At 40.2% G+C, this 16,164-nt stretch carries 14 protein-coding genes; 6 read left to right on the top strand and 8 right to left on the bottom strand.

Annotation, left to right across the window (positions count from 1 at the left end):
• Positions 1–35 precede the first annotated feature (35 nt).
• Together hutI and CWB76_RS09850 are read left to right on the top strand one after the other, a co-directional pair.
• Positions 36–1,283, top strand: a complete 1,248-nt coding sequence (hutI, locus tag CWB76_RS09855; RefSeq protein WP_138607220.1) for an imidazolonepropionase — start codon at positions 36–38, stop codon at positions 1,281–1,283.
• 57 nt (positions 1,284–1,340) lie between these two features.
• Positions 1,341–3,065 carry a GGDEF domain-containing phosphodiesterase gene (locus tag CWB76_RS09850; RefSeq protein ID WP_138607264.1) on the top strand — a complete coding sequence of 575 codons (1,725 nt, stop codon included), beginning with the start codon at positions 1,341–1,343 and terminating at the stop codon, positions 3,063–3,065.
• 7 nt (positions 3,066–3,072) lie between these two features.
• On the opposite strand, the gene CWB76_RS09845 is transcribed toward CWB76_RS09850, so the two are convergent.
• On the bottom strand, positions 3,073–4,122 hold the full coding sequence (locus CWB76_RS09845) for a formimidoylglutamase (protein WP_138607218.1): 1,050 nt from the start codon (positions 4,120–4,122) through the stop codon (positions 3,073–3,075).
• A gap of 1 nt (position 4,123) precedes the next feature.
• Positions 4,124–4,621, bottom strand: a complete 498-nt coding sequence (rraA, locus tag CWB76_RS09840; protein ID WP_008465762.1) for a ribonuclease E activity regulator RraA — start codon at positions 4,619–4,621, stop codon at positions 4,124–4,126.
• Positions 4,622–5,020: 399 nt separating this feature from the next.
• On the opposite strand from rraA, the gene CWB76_RS09835 reads away from it, so the two are divergent.
• Positions 5,021–6,901 (top strand): methyl-accepting chemotaxis protein, encoded by a 1,881-nt coding sequence (locus tag CWB76_RS09835; protein ID WP_138607216.1) that lies wholly within the window; start codon positions 5,021–5,023, stop codon positions 6,899–6,901.
• 71 nt (positions 6,902–6,972) lie between these two features.
• On the opposite strand, the gene CWB76_RS09830 is transcribed toward CWB76_RS09835, so the two are convergent.
• The 5 genes from CWB76_RS09830 to priA form a co-directional block, all read right to left on the bottom strand.
• On the bottom strand, positions 6,973–7,347 hold the full coding sequence (locus CWB76_RS09830) for a gamma-butyrobetaine hydroxylase family protein (RefSeq protein ID WP_138607214.1): 375 nt from the start codon (positions 7,345–7,347) through the stop codon (positions 6,973–6,975).
• A 61-nt stretch (positions 7,348–7,408) separates the two neighbouring features.
• Positions 7,409–8,737: an ATP-dependent protease ATPase subunit HslU gene (hslU, locus tag CWB76_RS09825; RefSeq protein WP_138607212.1), complete on the bottom strand. Its 1,329-nt coding sequence runs from the start codon at positions 8,735–8,737 to the stop codon at positions 7,409–7,411.
• Between the two features lie 12 nt (positions 8,738–8,749).
• Positions 8,750–9,268: an ATP-dependent protease subunit HslV gene (gene hslV, locus CWB76_RS09820; protein ID WP_010390410.1), complete on the bottom strand. Its 519-nt coding sequence runs from the start codon at positions 9,266–9,268 to the stop codon at positions 8,750–8,752.
• 81 nt (positions 9,269–9,349) lie between these two features.
• Complete coding sequence (locus CWB76_RS09815; RefSeq protein WP_054202549.1) at positions 9,350–9,877, bottom strand: SPOR domain-containing protein; 528 nt, start codon at positions 9,875–9,877, stop codon at positions 9,350–9,352.
• Positions 9,878–9,897: 20 nt separating this feature from the next.
• Complete coding sequence (priA, locus tag CWB76_RS09810) at positions 9,898–12,081, bottom strand: primosomal protein N' (protein WP_138607210.1); 2,184 nt, start codon at positions 12,079–12,081, stop codon at positions 9,898–9,900.
• Between the two features lie 230 nt (positions 12,082–12,311).
• On the opposite strand from priA, the gene rpmE reads away from it, so the two are divergent.
• Together rpmE and CWB76_RS09800 are read left to right on the top strand one after the other, a co-directional pair.
• Positions 12,312–12,527 carry a 50S ribosomal protein L31 gene (rpmE, locus tag CWB76_RS09805; protein ID WP_008115018.1) on the top strand — a complete coding sequence of 72 codons (216 nt, stop codon included), beginning with the start codon at positions 12,312–12,314 and terminating at the stop codon, positions 12,525–12,527.
• A 523-nt stretch (positions 12,528–13,050) separates the two neighbouring features.
• The gene (locus CWB76_RS09800; RefSeq protein WP_008465773.1) at positions 13,051–14,292 is read left to right on the top strand and encodes a malic enzyme-like NAD(P)-binding protein; all 1,242 of its coding nucleotides are present in this window, start codon (positions 13,051–13,053) and stop codon (positions 14,290–14,292) included.
• Positions 14,293–14,363: 71 nt separating this feature from the next.
• Here the strand turns inward: CWB76_RS09800 and metJ are convergent, their stop codons facing one another.
• On the bottom strand, positions 14,364–14,684 hold the full coding sequence (metJ, locus tag CWB76_RS09795) for a met regulon transcriptional regulator MetJ (protein ID WP_008115021.1): 321 nt from the start codon (positions 14,682–14,684) through the stop codon (positions 14,364–14,366).
• A 198-nt stretch (positions 14,685–14,882) separates the two neighbouring features.
• On the opposite strand from metJ, the gene metB reads away from it, so the two are divergent.
• Positions 14,883–16,130: a cystathionine gamma-synthase gene (gene metB / locus CWB76_RS09790; RefSeq protein ID WP_138607208.1), complete on the top strand. Its 1,248-nt coding sequence runs from the start codon at positions 14,883–14,885 to the stop codon at positions 16,128–16,130.
• Positions 16,131–16,164 lie beyond the last annotated feature (34 nt).

Genomic DNA, 16,164 nt, shown 5'->3' with positions numbered 1-16,164 from the left:
TTTAAACTCGTTTGAACACTATCGCGGAGAGACTTATGCAAGCTACAGAATCCACAGAACAGTTAAATGATATCGATTTATTACTCACCGATGCCAATATTGCCACCATGGATAACAACATTGATGCACCTTATGGAGCGATAGAAAATGCGGCTTTAGCAATTAAAAATGGCAAAATAATATGGTTGGGTGAGCAAACTGAGTTACCTGATTTTGATGTATTAGCCACTCCGGTAGTAAGTATCAAAGGGCAGTGGTTAACCCCGGGCTTAATTGACTGCCATACTCACTTGGTGTTTGCCGGTTCTCGTGCACAGGAGTTTGAGCAGCGTTTACAGGGGGTAAGCTATCAGCAAATTGCCGCGCAAGGGGGCGGAATTGCAAGTACCGTGAAAGCAACCCGAGAGGCTGACCACGAACAATTATTTGTAGCAGCAAAAGATCGTTTAAATGCACTGCTAGCTGAAGGTGTCACTACGGTAGAAATTAAGTCAGGGTATGGGCTTGATATAGAAAATGAAAAAAAAATATTAGAAGTCGCTAGGCTTTTAAATCAACATCATCCTATTGAAGTCATTAATACCTTTTTAGGCGCGCATGCACTACCTTTAGAGTTTAAAAATCGCAGTGATGATTATATAAATTTAGTGTGTAATGAAATGCTTAACACACTTGTTGAACATGATTTAGTCGATGCAGTAGACGTATTTTGTGAGGATATTGGTTTTAGTCATGCTCAAACGCAGCGAGTATTTGATGCGGCTAAAAAACTGGGGTTAGCAATTAAGTGCCATGCTGAGCAATTATCCAATCAACAAGGTGCTGCGCTGGTGGCGCAATACAATGGTTTGTCGGCCGATCATTTGGAATATCTTGATGAAGCCGGAGTTAAAGCTATGGCAAATGCAGGTACTGTGGCGGTATTACTGCCCGGCGCTTTTTATTTTTTAAAAGAAACGAAATATCCTCCGATTGAGCTGTTAAATAAATACAAGGTCCCCATCGCAATTGCCAGTGATTTTAACCCCGGGACATCACCGTTATGTTCTTTGCAATTAATGATGAATATGGCTTGTACATTATTTAATTTTACTCCAGAGCAGGCATTAATGGGAGTCACGGCACACGGGGCTCAGGCTCTAGGTTTTGCTGATAGAGGCGTATTAAAAGTAGGTGCTCGCGCCGACATAGCACATTGGCAAATTGAGCATCCAGCACAATTAAGTTATCAGTTTGGGGTAAATAAACTGTTAAATCTATGGATATTGGGTAAACTTAGCTAATTATGAGACTTAACTCTTAAGCCTATGTTTTATTTAATGTCAGTGAGTACCTCAGCTATGGATGGAACGTTATTGAGCTATAGCAATTTAGCTATTTTTTTAAGTGGTGCACTTTTAATGGCAATGGTTGCAGCGTTGTTAACCGTTAAAAGTAACGTAATAAGGCTCAGCTTTTTATACACTGGGCTGATTGGTTTAGCTATGGTTAGCACTGCCATCCCTTGGTTTGTTTTGTTATTGGCTCTGGGATTTGCTTTTCATTTATATCAGGCGAATTTGCTAAAGCAAAAAGTCCCGTTACTTATCAGTGCCTGTGCCTCAGGCGGGCTTGTTTTATTATTTACAGGTTACCTCTTTTTTACATTGCATTTAGCGTGGTTACTTATTCCAATTTTACTACTCAGTAGCAGTGGTTTTTTAATGGCTAATACGCCGCAGACTGCTCCAACTTTAAAGCCAGAAACCGAGCCTGAAGCGTATGTTGAAAACTCACCCTTAGCCAGCTTCCCTGATAAACAGCAGTTACGTCAAAAATATAATGAACTCAATGATAAGGATTCATTTACAGCAGCAATCATCGTACTGAGGCTAGAAGGTTTTGCTCAAGTTAATCAACATATTGGCCGAGATTTTGGCGACTTATTATTATCTCAGTCGGCCAATCGAATAAAAGATTTATTAGATAGCGATGAAGTTTTTTTTCTTGCTGAGCATGCTAAATTAGCGCACTTGGGTGGGTTAAACTTTGCATTTATTTGTGATTTACAAAATCATAATCATTTACATCAACAGCTTATAAAGCAAATTATTGGCGCTACCTTAAAGCCGTTTAATGTAGCTAATTGTACGATTGAAGTAAAAGTAAGAGCCAGTTATGTACATTGTAATAAACAAAGCAGCAGCTTTGATGAGCTAATTAGTCATGCTTACTTGGCGCTTGATAGTCGGCCAGCTAAACAAATTGTGGCTTATCATCAGCAAATGACGACTGATCATTTAGAGCAGCAAGCGCGATTAACTGAGCTGGCGAATATCAGCTTTGCTGATGAGTTCGAATTGTTTTTTCAACCGGTTATTCGAAATGAAGATGGCCAAATTGAATTTTTAGAATTGCTATTACGCTGGCAGCATCCAACCCAAGGGACTTTATCGGCGAGCCAGTTTATCAACGATATTAGAATTGCAGGGCTTGGTTACTCACTTGCGACCTTTGTTATTGAACGAGCTGGAGAGCTTGCCATGGCACTGCGTATGGAAGGAATGAGGGTGCCTTTAAGTGTTAACTTATTTGGCCCAGAAATGCTCAACGAAGAGTTTGTTGATTTTGTTTATGGGGTTATCGGTGAGCACCAACTTAGGCCTGGTGATTTAATTTTAGAATGTCCGCTACACATTTTTACTAGCCTAGATGATAAAGGTAGAGCCATGATAGCAAGACTTAACAGCTTAGGTTTAAAAGTGTGCGTTGATGGTTTAGGTGATAATCCTGTATTACTTTCTAAGTTACCTAGTTTAGCGGTGGCATACATTAAAATATCGCCTGCATTAACTGCTGACTTTAGTAATCAAAACAACATACGTAGTTTAGTAGGTGGTATGGTTGAAATGCATAACCAGCAACAGACGAAAGTTATTTTTGAAGGTGTTGAAACACTCGATCAACTAAAGTTTGTAAAAAGTCTAAAAGCCTACGCTTCACAGGGATACTATTTTGGACACCCATTGAGCAGTTTAGGATTAATGAGTTGGTTTAAGCAATGGTTAGAAGCACAAGAACTTTAAGTGTGTTTTAAAGGCTTAGTTTTGTCTGTAAATAGGTATTAACTAAAGCACTGATCACTTGGCCACACTGTAATTTACCTGCAGTTATAGAATGGGGGTGTTGTGAAGGTGCTGCTTCGCATAAGTGTAAATAAGCACTGCGGGGATCGCTTGCAGCTAAGTAAACATAATGCTCACCATCGCTGACATCAAAACCACAATAATTAAAGGCACTTGCAGGCATATAGGTTAAGCTATCTAAATCAACCTCTACCCCTAGCGGTGCGTTATCAAACTCTTTGAGTGCATGGGCAGTTGCTTCAGTTAAGTTTATTTCGCGCTTCACGTTTATTGTTTGGTAGCTTGTGTAGCTAAAGTTAGCGCTCTGCATAGCATCAAAAATAGGCTGATTGTTTTTTAGCTCATGTAAGCCAATAACATGGTAATTATTGAGCAGCTGCTCTTGATAAGCGTAGCGAAACCCATTACCACTGTGCCTACCTTCACACTCACGAAAGTCGGCATGAGGATCTAAATTAATCGCGTTGATTGCGCTATGGCTATGTTTGGCAAGTGAGCGAATAATACCTAAACAGTTATTATGCCCGCCGCCAATAACAATAGGTTCAAGACCCGCTTTAAAAACCATGTCTAAAATTGCTTCAACTCGCTCATCTATTTCAGCGCACAGCTTACGCAATTGAGCTAAGTCGTTTGGATTATGATTATCAAGCGGTAGTGCTTGTTGCATTAAATCATCGAGGGTGACTTCGCCAAGCAGTAATACTTTTTGCATGGCAATAGCGTCATTATGAGGTTGGTTTAAAAAGCGTTGTAAAAACGCAGGCCAAGCATGCTGTGCGCCACCATTTCCTAGATTGGCTCTCGGGCCAATGTCTTCACAAATCCCGAGTAAAACAAAGCGCATACCAAATTGTACGGCATCAGCAAGTGCTTGTTGAATATTGTCGCGGGCATCAAGTAATGCCATCGACTGCCATGCTTTTAGCTCTCCAGCACGGTCAGAGCAAATTTCCTTTACCGTGCTTTCGTTATATATTTTAAGCTGAACGGTCACGCTACAGTTCTATTATTTCTAGCTCTAATTCTTCAGCTGAAAGCACAATACCGGTACTGTCAGCATATACAAAGTCATCATCAAAAAATGATACGCCAGCGAAATTAACCCCTATACCGCTTTCGCCCGCGCCTTCACTGTCTGCTGCAACAGGAATTGACGCAATAGCTTGAATACCTAAATCAAGTTCTTCAAGCTCATCAACGTGACGTAATGCACCATATACGATAATGCCTTGCCAATTGTTTTCTAGTGCCAGCTCAGCCAGCTCAATGTCGATTAATGCTCTGCGAGTTGAGCCGCCACCATCAATAAGTAAAATCTGATCAGTACCATCTTGAGAAAGTAATTGGCGGATCAGTTCATTGTTTTCAAAACATTTTACCGTTTTAATGCGGCCACCAAAACTGTGTCGACCACCAAAGTTGATGAACATAGGTTCAAGCACATCAACCACATCAGCAAAGTGGTCGCATAAATCAGAAGTGCTGTAATCCATTATTTTATCCTCAAAAGATACATAAGTTAGTGACTCAGTATACCCTCCTTATATGCAATAACAACGACTTAATCGCAGTAAATTTAGCCATAATTAGAACTAAATCAACTATAAGAATAATAATTCTTTCATAAACTTGTCATTTCCCCACAACAAGATTATAAACAGGTGTATTGCATCCATGATGCGGCTGAACATTTTCATCTTCAGTGGCAAGAGTTGTAAAATTGAGTAATACTGTGGTTAGGCCAATGGTTTTATATTGTCCATTTGTTTAAAAGGAGTTTGTTAATGGTTAGACTTTACCGGCGACCCTTTTTATTTGTTCAAACTTAATGAGTTAAATGAAAGAAAGCATCACTTTATACTGCGCTGGCAAATTTAATATAGGTATTTACAATGAATTTTCTACAAAATCTGACGATAAAACGCCGTTTGCAACTAAATGCCTTAGTTGTAGGTTTAGCAATGATTGTCATGCTATGCATCATAATTTATGAAGCACGTGTGATGCTTAAATTAAATGAAACAATTCAATACGCCGAAGAGCTTGATGTACATGAGCTTTCGATGCGTAAATATGAAAAAGACTTTTTATTTTACAAAGATGAAAAAAGCTTAGATTTATTCACCAATGAATATAAACAGCTGCAGCTAAAACTAGGGAAACTATCTGTTTTATCTAAAGATTTAGATATTGCCATTGATCAGGTTAACCAATTTGAGGTGCTTGCAAAGCAGTATTATGATGACTTTCAAATTGTTGTTAATTTGCAACGGAAGATAGGTTTACACCCTAAAGATGCGCTTTATGGCGAACTGCGTGAGTCAGTACACAACATTGAAACATTATTGAATCAGCAAAATGATTATAAATTACTGACCACCATGTTGCAGCTACGCCGTGCTGAGAAAGATTTTATGTTGCGTTTAGATACCAAATATTTAGACCGATTTAATAAATTAGGTGATGAGTTAAAACAACAAGTAAATACCGCAGAAATACCTAGTAATATACGCAATCAATTAACCTCAATGATGACTACTTACCAAGGTAAATTTACCGCACTAGTTGAAGCACAAATCGCTTTAGGGGTTGATTTAGATTCGGGTGCTCTTGGAAAAATGAGAGTCAGTATTAAGAAAAGTGATGATGTGGTGACTGCCATTACTACAGCAACTAAAAAACAAGTTGCTGAGACGGCCCAGCAGGCACAATTATTGGCAATAGCCATATTTATAATTGCCAGTGTTATTGTTATGGTTCTTGTGTACTTAACGAGTCGCTCGATTATTCAGCCTATTGAGAGAGTTTATCAAACTATTGACAAGATAAGAAAAAACAATGATTTAAGCTTGTTTATAGAGCATAAAGGGGAAGATGAAGTAACCAGAATGACCATAGACTTTAATAGTTTAATCGGTGATTTTAAAGAGCTCATTTATGAAGTAAATACTGCACTGACAACGCTTAATATAGCAACGGGTAACCTATCTGAAACAACCTCAGCGACTAGCTCAGGCATGCAAGAGCAATTGCATGAAGCGGATATGGTGGCAACTGCAGCCACAGAAATGCAAGCTACCATTCAAGACATTTCACATAATACAGAAGCTGCTGCTAAAAAAGCTGAATCAACCAATGTAAGTGCTCAACAAGGTCAGGTTGAAGTAGAATCAACCATTAAACATATTAATGCTTTGTCTGATTCGCTTGGTAAGGCCTCTAGCGTGGTGTCACAGCTAGAAAAAGATGGTGAAACCATTGGCTCTGTACTTGATGTAATTCGTGCCATTGCAGAACAAACTAATTTACTTGCCTTAAATGCGGCCATTGAAGCCGCGAGAGCGGGTGAACAAGGTCGTGGTTTTGCGGTTGTTGCAGATGAGGTGCGCTCACTTGCACAACGCACGCAAGAGTCAACTAGCGAAATTGAGGGTATTATTAACACCTTACAACAGCGTACCCAAGAGGTAGTGAGTATCATGCATCAGTGTCGTACTCAAGGTGGTGAGAGTGCAACACAAGCAACAAAAGCGGGTGAATTGCTAGGAGCTATCACTGTTGATGTGCAAACGATTATGGAAATGAGTACGCATATTGCTACTGCTATTGATGAACAGAGTCAGGTAGCATCAGAGGTTAATAAAAACGTAGTCCGTATTCGAGATATTGCTGAAGGGGCTGCTGCTCATTCACAAACGAATGCGCAAACAAGTGAAGAGGTATCTGAGCAATCAAGGGTGCTTCATCAAGCAATCTCAAAATATAAAGTTTAATTATCCATAGAAACAAGCGGCTTAATTGCCGCTTGTTTGTTATTAACGAAGCAGAAGCATCATAACTGACGCTAAGGTACAAATTTTATTGGTACGCTATCTTTGTTATTTTCATGTTGTTTAACACGTTCTAAATAAGTGTCCCACAACTTAGTATGTTCGGCTTGTAACTTAGCCAAATATTGCCAGCTAAACAACCCGCTGTTGTGCCCGTCGTCAAACTCTAAACGTAATGCGTAATGCCCTACGGGTGTAATGCTTTTAATGCCCACTGTTTGTTTATTAAGTACTAACTTCATAGGCTCAGAGCCATGGCCTTGCACCTCGGCTGAGGGAGAGTGAACCCGTAAAAATTCAGTACTGAAGGTTGCGTCTGAATGATCATCAAAAAACACATCTAAATTTTTACTTACACTATGATAGTGCACTTTAGTTACTTGTTTCATCGTCATCTCACTTACAAAAAAGCCTCCATGCTGGAGGCTTTTAGTATACATTAAACGGCTGTTAAAGAATAAAGCGGCTTAAGTCTTCATCTTCAACCAGCGCACCTAGGTGCTTTTCAACATAGGCAGCGTCAATAACTAAACTTGAACCCGCTTTTTCAGAAGCATCATATGAAATTTCTTCCATTAATCTTTCCATAACAGTATGCAGACGGCGAGCACCGATGTTTTCGGTTTTCTCATTAACCTGCCAAGCGGCTTTAGCAATTCGCTCAATTGCATCGTCGCTAAATTCAACAGCGACATGCTCTGTTTTGAGTAGCTCGCGTTGTTGCTCCGTAAGTGATGCGTGTGGCTCAGTTAAAATGCGCTTAAAGTCATCGGCTGTGAGTGCTTCAAGTTCAACACGAATAGGTAAACGGCCTTGTAACTCCGGGATCATGTCTGATGGTTTAGACATCTGGAATGCACCTGAGGCAATAAATAGCATATGGTCAGTTTTGACCATGCCATGCTTAGTGTTTACTGTAGAACCTTCAATAAGCGGTAGTAAATCACGTTGTACACCTTCACGGCTTACATCTGGACCTGAGGCTTCACCGCGCTTACAGATTTTGTCGATTTCGTCAATAAACACAATGCCGTTTTGCTCTACAGCAAAAATTGCCTGCTCTTTTAATTCTTCAGGGTTAACTAATTTTCCGGCTTCTTCTTCGGTAAGTAGTTTAAATGCTTCTTTAATTTTAAGCTTACGTTTAGTGCGTTTATCACCACCCATATTTTGAAACATGCCCTGTAGCTGGTTGGTCATTTCTTCCATACCAGGAGGAGCCATAATTTCAACATTCGGTTGAGCTTGGGCTAAATCAATATCGATTTCTTTGTCATCTAGCTGGCCTTCGCGTAATTTTTTACGAAACGATTGACGTGTCGATGAGCTTTCATCGCGCTGAACTTCCCCATACTGATCTTTCACTGGAGGTAGTAATACATCTAAAATACGCTCTTCAGCGGCTTCTTCTGCACGGTGTTTAAACTTTTTGGTTTGTTGTTCACGGGTCATTTTGATTGAAACGTCGACTAAATCACGGATGATAGTTTCAACTTCTTTACCTACATAACCTACTTCTGTGAATTTAGTGGCTTCCACTTTAATAAAGGGGGCATTAGCCAGTTTTGCTAATCGACGCGCAATTTCCGTTTTACCTACACCAGTAGGGCCAATCATTAAAATATTCTTTGGCGTTACTTCTGCACGTAAATCTTCGTTTAACTGCATACGGCGCCAGCGATTACGAAGGGCAATAGCAACCGCTTTTTTTGCTTTTGCTTGACCAATAATATGTTGGTCTAGCTCATGAACAATTTCTCTTGGGGTCATATCAGACATAGCGAATTCCTATTACAATTCTTCGATAGTTTGGAAGTTATTCGTAAATACACAGATGTTGCCAGCAATTGTTAGGCTTTTCTCTACAATTTCATGGGCACTTAAGTCGGTATTTTCTAATAAGGCGGTTGCAGCAGATTGTGCAAAGTTTCCGCCGCTGCCAATTGCGATCAGGTCGTTTTCAGGTTGTACGACGTCACCATTACCAGTGATGATCAATGAGGCAGTTTCATCCGCAACAGCTAGCAGGGCTTCAAGTTTACGTAAGGCACGATCGCTACGCCAATCTTTAGCCATTTCTACGGCCGCTTTAGTTAGATTGCCTTGGTGCATTTCTAATTTGCTTTCAAAACGTTCGAAAAGGGTGAAGGCATCAGCAGTACCGCCAGCAAAACCAGCAATTACTTTGCCATTATAAAGACGTCGAACTTTTCGGGCATTGCCCTTCATTACAGTATTACCAAGGGAGACTTGGCCGTCACCACCAATAACAACTTTGTCATCACGGCGTACACTTACGATTGTAGTCATGTTATTCCTCATCATCGCGCTGCAAGGGGGCAGCGCGTAAAAAACGATTATGAAGAGGTTATATGGGTGAATGGTTTAAATTCAAGTCCAGCCCCAAATTCCGCAGCCAACGATATTAATTCGTTTTAGTTTGTTCTTATCACTTTCTGCTTGGCGCTTGGTTTCATAAGGCCCTAAACGCACCTTATACCAAACACCATTGGTACCTGTGGCTTTTTTGATCTCTGAAATTAGCCCAGCAAAGGCTATTTTAGCCTTTAAGGTTTCAGCTTGTTGATGCGTTTTAAATGAACCACACTGCATAACATAAGGGCCTTTTTGTTCAAGTTCTTTCACTTCAACTTGAATTTCATGCTCTTTAATTTCTTTAATAAATTTAGGTGGTCGCGGTTTCGCTATTTCTACTTGTTTTTCGGCTGTTGGGTTTGCTTGTTTTTCAACAAGATCAGGATCGGCATTATTTTTAACAAACCAGAGTCCATATGCAAAGCCACCGACAAGTACTAGTGCAATCAGGGTTAATAACAGCGGAAAAGGTTTTTTAGCCGGTTCTTGTTTGGTATTTTTTCTATTTTTTGGTTTTTTATTAATATAATCGTGCTGTGCCATGGTGTTATGTGTGGCCTTACCTAAATCATGTCTGTAGGGTCTACGTCTAAACTCCAGCGAACTTTTTGAGCTAGTTTACTGGTGCTGAGATAATCAACCATTTGTGCAAGATACGGATGTAAAATGCGTCGATCTTGCGCTTGAATATGTAATTGAAAACGATACATCCCCGCAATCTTTTCTAAAGGCGCAGGGATAGGTCCAAGCAATTGTATACCAGATACCCCATTGACAGGAACCAAATCCGTTAGAAAGTCGACGACTTGCTTAATGTTATGTCCCTGTGCACGAACTATTGCCATACTGGTGATGGGTGGTAACTGCGCGTCACTTCGTTCAGTGAGCGCAAAGCGGGCAAAATCTTGATAGCCGTTATTAACTAAATCTTGTAATAATGGGTGCTCAGGGAAGTGTGTTTGTAATAATACTTCACCGGGCTCACCAGAACGTCCCGCTCTGCCTGCAACCTGAGTCACTAATTGAGCAAGGTGTTCTGTTGCCCTAAAGTCACACGAATATAAACCACTATCTACATCTAAAATGAGTACTAAGCTTACATCCGCAAAGTGGTGGCCTTTGGCCAGCATTTGCGTACCGACTAAAATGCGTGCGCCACCTTGGTTTATTTCATCCAATGCTTTTTCAAGGCTGCCTTTGCGCCTCGTAGAGTCGCGGTCTATTCGGCTAATTGGGATGTCTTTAAATTCAGTACTCAAAAATTCTTCTATTTGTTCAGTGCCTTTACCGTTAGGAAATATCTGCGTGCTACCACAATCAGGGCATTGATGCGGTACTTGATATTGGTCACCACAGTGATGGCAAATCATCTGACCGATGGCTTTATGAAAGGTTGCACTCGTGCTGCAGCGATTACATTCACTTAACCAACCACACTCATGACATATTAAAGTAGGCGAAAAACCACGGCGGTTTAAAAATACCATTACCTGCTTACCTTTATTCAGGTGCTGGCGCATTATCGCAAGGCTCGCATGGGCAATACCTGCTTGATCAGGCTGACCTTTCATGTCGAGAAGCTTAAATTGATTATCGGTGGCAGTTTGTGCTCGCTCACTTAATGTGAGTAACTGGTATTTGTTATTAATTGCTTTGTGCAGTGTTTCTAAAGCGGGGGTAGCACTGCCTAAAATAAGCGGAATGTTATGCTGATAAGCACGATACGCTGCTAAATCACGTGCATGATAGCGTAAAGTATCTTGTTGTTTAAATGAAGCATCATGTTCTTCATCAACCACAATCATCCCGAGTTTTAAAAAGGGCAGAAAAATACTCGAACGAGTACCTATAACGATGGCACAACTGCCTTTTTCACAAAACCGCCATGTTTGCAGGCGCTCGTTATCGGTGAGCGCTGAATGCCATAGCATAATTGGCGTGTCAGGGAGGCGGCGCCTAAAACGATTCACTGTTTGCGGTGTTAGACCTATCTCGGGAACAAGTACTAACGCTTGCTCTCCACGCTTTAACACCTCTTCAAGACACTGTAGGTAAACTTCTGTTTTACCGCTACCAGTGACACCTTCAAGTAAAAAGCTATTGAAACCGGTGCTTTGATTAATAGCTGTGCAAGCAATCGCTTGTTCTTTATTTAAGCGAGGCTTAGTGCCCACAGTAGGAGAGGCATGTTGCCATTGATTGTCATGTTCAATGGTTTGCACTATCAACTCTTTTGCCAACAGGCTATCAATAGTCTTTTTATTAAACCCGAGTGCTTTTAGTTCCGTTAATGATGACTTACCCGATGCAGATAATTGCTTAAGCAAGTTAAGCTGTGTTTTAGCTTTTAAAGATGGTAAAAGCGCCCCTTTATCAGTTAACGTCAGCATATTTATACTGGTTTTATCAGGGCATTCACCTTGGCGCAGCGCATTGGGGAGTGCAATATGAATAGTTTCACCTAGTGGATAACAATAATAACGCGCAGTAAACTTCAGCAGCTCCAAATGTTGCGCAGATAACACCGGCGAATTATCAATTACTTCAATAATAGATTTGATTTTGCCTTCAGGAACTTCTGTATCGGTTTTTAAACTAAGGATAACCGCTACTTTTCGTTGATTGCCAAAAGGGACGAGTACGCGCATGCCAGGCTGCAATTTAGTCAGCGGTGTTAATTGCTCATCCACTTTATAATCAAAGGTGCGAGGTAAGGGGACTTTTATTGCAACTTCAACAAAACACATAACAACTCAACTAAGAAACCTAATAGCCTAATGTACTAAAAATAGTATTAAAAGCCTACCGACAAATCAGTAATCAATAGGTGTTTGCAGACTTTTTAGTAAAAAGAATAATTAAAGCTTGTGTGCGTGCGGGTTGTTGGATAAAATTCGCGACCAATAAATTTGTTTTAACGACGTATGGTGCCAGACTTCGGGTTTGGAGAGCGATGCGGCCTTAACTAGAGGTTCCTATGAAAGAAGGTATTCACCCTAAGTACGAAGTAATTTCTGCAACTTGTTCATGCGGAAACAAATTCGAAACTCGTTCTACTTTGTGTAAAGACATTCACTTAGACGTATGTTCTGCGTGTCACCCGTTTTACACTGGTAAGCAAAAGATTTTAGACACTGGCGGCCGTGTTGATCGCTTCAACAAGCGCTTCGGTGCACTTAGCAGCAAAAAATAATTTTTTGTTTCTATGTAAAAAAAGCACCTTAGGGTGCTTTTTTTGTGCCTAAAATTCACTTATCCCTCCATTTTATAATAGTTTTGTATTTATTATTTTTGCATAACTATTTCCTGTTCTTATTCCGAATATGCATAAACATTTGCAGACAAAATTGCCAATATTATCTATATTTTTATTTGTTACACTTTAAATATGGTACTTAAATGTAGTTAACGTGAAGTTATTTGTATTTAAAGTTAAACAAAGTTCGGTATTTCACTATTTTAATTTAAGACTGAAAAGAGTATTTCATAAATATTGAATAAGGGTAAAAACGACCTGTAATTTTCATTTTTATGACGAATTTATATTTTAAAAATGTCAGGATAATCTAGGGAAGTTGCTGATAAATCACTTAAAATTAAGAGTTCTAGCATATAACAGGATAGACCTGATATTGCTTGGAATTTAAAAATAATAAAGGTATCGTAGAATAAAACTACCTCTCACTTTAACTTAAATTGCAGGATATAATCGCGTTATGTCAGATTTTCGTGAACAAGCACTACATTACCATGCCCATCCCGTTCCAGGTAAAATCAGTATTGAGCTGACCAAGCCCGCTGAGACGGTTAAAGACCTCGCGCTCGCATATAGCCCAGGTGTTGCAGAACCTGTTCGTGAAATTGCCGCTGATCCAGCAAATGCCTATAAGTATACTGGTAAAGGAAATATGGTTGCGGTTATTACTAACGGCACCGCAATTTTAGGCTTAGGTAATTTAGGCCCTCTGGCCTCGAAACCAGTAATGGAAGGCAAAGCATTATTATTTAAACGTTTTGCAGGCCTAGATTCAATTGATATAGAAGTTAAGCACCGCACAACCGAAGACTTTATCAACACGGTTGCGAATATTGCAGACACGTTTGGTGGTATCAACCTAGAAGATATTAAAGCGCCAGAATGTTTTGAGATAGAAAAAGCACTTATAGAACGTTGCAGCATTCCTGTGTTTCATGATGATCAACATGGTACGGCAATTGTAACGGCTGCGGGTATGCTAAATGCGCTAGAAGTACAAGGTAAAGCAATTGAAGATGCGATTATCGTGTGTTTAGGTGCCGGCGCTGCAGCTGTTGCCTGTATGGAGCTTTTAATTAAGTGTGGCGCACTGCGTGAACATATTTATATGTTAGACCGTAAAGGTGTTATTCATACACGTCGTGATGACTTAAATGAATATAAGCAATTATTTGCAAACAACACGGATAAACGTACTTTACAGGACGTAATTGAAGATGCCGATGTGTTTGTTGGTGTATCAGGCCCTAATTTATTAGCCGCCGATGATTTGAAGTTAATGGCTGACCGCCCAGTTGTATTTGCATGTTCAAACCCCGATCCTGAAATTGATCCGCAATTAGCACATGCTGCACGCAACGATCTTATTATGGCGACTGGCCGCTCTGATTATCCGAACCAAGTTAACAACGTACTTTGTTTTCCATTTATTTTCCGCGGCGCACTAGATGTACGCGCAAGTGAAATAAACGATGAAATGAAAATAGCTGCTGTAGAGGCAATTCGCAGTATTGCTAAAGAGCCAGTTCCGGCTGAAGTATTGACTGCTGCAGGTATCGATAAATTAGAGTTTGGTGCTAAATATATTATACCAAAACCTATGGATCCGCGCTTACTGCCTCGTATCGCCAAAGCCGTTGCTCAAGCTGCAGTTGATTCGGGTGTGGCACAAATTGATATGCCAGAAAATTACATGGCGTAATTTTAAGTGTAAATTAACGCAAAAAAACCTCAGCATTTGCTGAGGTTTTTTTATAACACAGATAAAGAAATTTAGTCTTCATTTAAAATAGGCACTTCTAGTCCCATTTCTTGCATTATTTTCTTCACCTCTTCAGGTACTTTTTCTGCGTTGTCTTTACGTAGATCATCATCATTAGGTAGCGGTTGCCCTGTAAACGCATGCAAGAATGCTTCGCATAAAAGCTCACTATTTGTTGCATGGCGTAAGTTGTTTATTTGACGACGGGTACGCTCGTCGGTTAATACTTTTAATACATTTAGCGGGATCGAAACGGTGATCTTTTTTACTTGTTCGGATTTTTTCCCGTGTTCTGCGTATGGGTGAATATATTCACCATTCCATTTAGCCATAAGATGTATCGTTGCCTCAGATTATAAATTGCTCACACAGCATCAAAGCGTGTAAATATGCGTGAAATTCTATCGGTTTAAAAAAGATAGTCAAATACTAGTTATTTAGCTATCTAGACATTTAAATGTTTTGACATCTTAAACTGCATGCGCTACCTTTTAGACGTCTAAACTTCCAAAATAGTAAAGGTGACGAAAATGAGTGAAAAAAATAAGGCAACAATTGCTGTTCGTAGTGGAATAGAAGCCGACAAACAGCATGGTGCGGTTGTTCCACCACTTTATTTATCAACAACTTACTCATTTTCTGACTTTGATACCAAACGCCAATATGATTATGGCCGCAGTGGTAATCCTAACCGTGACATTTTGGCTGAGGCGCTCACTGAACTTGAAGGCGGGGCTAAAGGTATAATTACCGCAACAGGCATGGCGGCAGTTCACTTAACAACTCAATTATTAAATAGTAACGATACGTTAATGATTCCTCACGATTGCTATGGTGGCAGCTATCGTTTATTTACCTCACTAGAAAAACGCGGCTTGTTAAAGCTAGAAGTGGTCGATTTCACTAAAAGCGAAAGCTTATCGCAAATTCTTGCTATTAAACCTAAGCTGATCTGGATTGAAACACCGAGTAATCCAATTTTACGATTAACTGATATTAAAGCAGTTACCGATATTGCTAAGCAGTGCGGTGCTCTGGTTGCTGCCGATAACACATTTTTATCGCCGGCTTTGCAAAATCCGATTAAATTTGGTGCTGATATTGTGGTTCACTCAACTACTAAATATATCAATGGTCATTCAGATGTTGTTGGGGGGGCGGTTATTGCAGCAACCGCTGAGCTTGGTGAAGAACTGGCATGGTGGGCAAATAATATTGGCATTACTGGAGCGCCATTTGATAGCTATTTAACTCTCAGAGGTTTGCGCACGTTAAACGTGCGTTTGAGGCAACACCAAGAAAATGCACTCGCTATTGCACAGTATCTAGAAAACTCCCCGTTTGTTGCTCAGGTTTACTATCCAGGTCTTGAATCACATCCACAACATGCGCTTGCTAAGGCGCAGCAGTTTGGCTTTGGTGCAATGGTTAGTTTTGATATCAAAGGCGATATAAACGATGCTGCAGCGTTTTTAACGCGCTTAAATGAATTTAGTTTGGCGGAATCATTAGGCGGAGTTGAAAGTTTGATTTGTCACCCCGCAACCATGACCCATGCAGGCATGGAGGCGACTGCCCGTGCAGAAGCTGGGGTGGGTGATACGCTTATTCGTATTTCGGTGGGTATTGAAGATGCAAAAGACTTACTTGCTGATTTAGACAGGGTATTTAATTTGGTTCGCCCCGGGCAAGCAGATAATGCTTTAGCTGCAAAAAATGGTGCCAGTGAGTCATTTGGCTCAGCGAAACTAAACGCGGCGCATCCGGCGTTATGGTAGTGCCTACCAATTTTGAAAATATAAAACATGAAGT

It is taken from the genome of Pseudoalteromonas sp. S1609 (assembly GCF_005887255.1).
GTDB lineage: Bacteria > Pseudomonadota > Gammaproteobacteria > Enterobacterales > Alteromonadaceae > Pseudoalteromonas.
Note: the sequence above shows the minus strand (reverse complement) of the source record. Positions and strands in the feature narration are given on the sequence as shown.

Coding starts and splice junctions, on each gene's coding strand:
- hutI (WP_138607220.1), top strand. CDS start 36: ATGCAAGCTACAGAATCCACAGAACAGTTAAATGATATCGATTTATTA.
- CWB76_RS09850 (WP_138607264.1), top strand. CDS start 1,341: ATGGATGGAACGTTATTGAGCTATAGCAATTTAGCTATTTTTTTAAGT.
- rraA (WP_008465762.1), bottom strand. CDS start 4,621: ATGGATTACAGCACTTCTGATTTATGCGACCACTTTGCTGATGTGGTT.
- CWB76_RS09835 (WP_138607216.1), top strand. CDS start 5,021: ATGAATTTTCTACAAAATCTGACGATAAAACGCCGTTTGCAACTAAAT.
- CWB76_RS09830 (WP_138607214.1), bottom strand. CDS start 7,347: ATGAAACAAGTAACTAAAGTGCACTATCATAGTGTAAGTAAAAATTTA.
- hslU (WP_138607212.1), bottom strand. CDS start 8,737: ATGTCTGATATGACCCCAAGAGAAATTGTTCATGAGCTAGACCAACAT.
- hslV (WP_010390410.1), bottom strand. CDS start 9,268: ATGACTACAATCGTAAGTGTACGCCGTGATGACAAAGTTGTTATTGGT.
- CWB76_RS09815 (WP_054202549.1), bottom strand. CDS start 9,877: ATGGCACAGCACGATTATATTAATAAAAAACCAAAAAATAGAAAAAAT.
- priA (WP_138607210.1), bottom strand. CDS start 12,081: ATGTGTTTTGTTGAAGTTGCAATAAAAGTCCCCTTACCTCGCACCTTT.
- rpmE (WP_008115018.1), top strand. CDS start 12,312: ATGAAAGAAGGTATTCACCCTAAGTACGAAGTAATTTCTGCAACTTGT.
- CWB76_RS09800 (WP_008465773.1), top strand. CDS start 13,051: ATGTCAGATTTTCGTGAACAAGCACTACATTACCATGCCCATCCCGTT.
- metJ (WP_008115021.1), bottom strand. CDS start 14,684: ATGGCTAAATGGAATGGTGAATATATTCACCCATACGCAGAACACGGG.
- metB (WP_138607208.1), top strand. CDS start 14,883: ATGAGTGAAAAAAATAAGGCAACAATTGCTGTTCGTAGTGGAATAGAA.